We start from the raw sequence: 994 nt of genomic DNA, 5'->3' as shown, positions 1-994 counted from the left end.
AAGGATGATCTCGCTGGGGATGGGCGGGAAGACGTTCTCCAGGCCCACGATGATCGCCGCGCCCGGTCCCCCGAGAGCGCCCATGACGTCGACCGCCCAGCCGGCGATCCCGCCCAGATCGCCACCGGCGGAGGCGAGTTCGGCGGCCGCGATGGAGGGAGTGACGGCGATCAGCCCCGAGCCACGACCCCGGTGACCGGGATCCGTCCGCCGACCGCCTGCCGGAAGTTGAGCACGGCGCGGGCCAGGTGCGAGTCGGAGGTCACCACCACGGCGCCGGTGGTGCCCCGGTCCCGGAAGATCCGGTCCGTGTTCTGCGCGTTCTGCACGGTCGAGGCGGAGTAGCCCTCCTCGACGATCCGCCACGGCGCGATACCGGCGCCGCGGAGCCAGTCACCCATCGCGCGGGCCTCGGTGCGGCCGTTCTGCGGCAGGCCGCCCGACACGACGACCCGGGCAGTCGGGTACTCGCGGGCGAGCCTGAGCCCGGTCCGCAGCCGCTCCTCCAGCACCGGGCGGATGCCGCCGTCGGGGAACAGCCCCGCGCCCAGGATCACGATGTCGGTGGTGAACGGGTTGAGGGTGAGGATCGCCGGGTCGTCGGTGGTGAGCACCTCGAAGCCGCCGCACAACGGCAGGAGCGAGGGGTCGATGTTCTGACATCCCAGCATCATCGCCCCGTCGTACAACGCGACCCCCGAGGGGATCTCGGCCGAGCCGGCCGAGGCGGTGCCGGTCCCGACACCCAGCGCGAACGCCGCCGTGGCCGCGACCGCGGCCAGTCTGATCTGCGTTCTTCCCATGTAGCCATTCCTCCCCCGGGCCTTGTGTCGACCCTGTAGCGACTGCCGACCCCGGCGCAGCTGGTCGCCGGGCGGACGGGCAGGGGTGCCGCGACGTACCCTGCTCGGCATGCCCGCAGGATACGACAAGACGCTGGCGGTCCGATACCTCTACCGGGCGGATCCCGGACTCCGTCGGACCATCGACGCCG

The 994-nt window shown here is 72.2% G+C and carries 1 protein-coding gene; it reads right to left on the bottom strand.

Annotated features, from left to right (window positions below):
- Positions 1 to 170: 170 nt before the first annotated feature.
- Complete coding sequence (locus tag B4M60_RS09545; RefSeq protein ID WP_291082802.1) at positions 171 to 803, bottom strand: YdcF family protein; 633 nt, start codon at positions 801 to 803, stop codon at positions 171 to 173.
- Positions 804 to 994 lie beyond the last annotated feature (191 nt).

The sequence above is a fragment of the Dietzia sp. UBA5065 genome (assembly GCA_002415925.1).
In the GTDB taxonomy this organism is placed as follows: Bacteria; Actinomycetota; Actinomycetes; order Mycobacteriales; family Mycobacteriaceae; genus Dietzia.
Note: the sequence above shows the minus strand (reverse complement) of the source record. Positions and strands in the feature narration are given on the sequence as shown.

What these genes read in the sequence shown, in the direction of transcription:
- B4M60_RS09545 (WP_291082802.1), bottom strand. Translation starts at nt 803, where the DNA reads ATGGGAAGAACGCAGATCAGACTGGCCGCGGTCGCGGCCACGGCGGCG.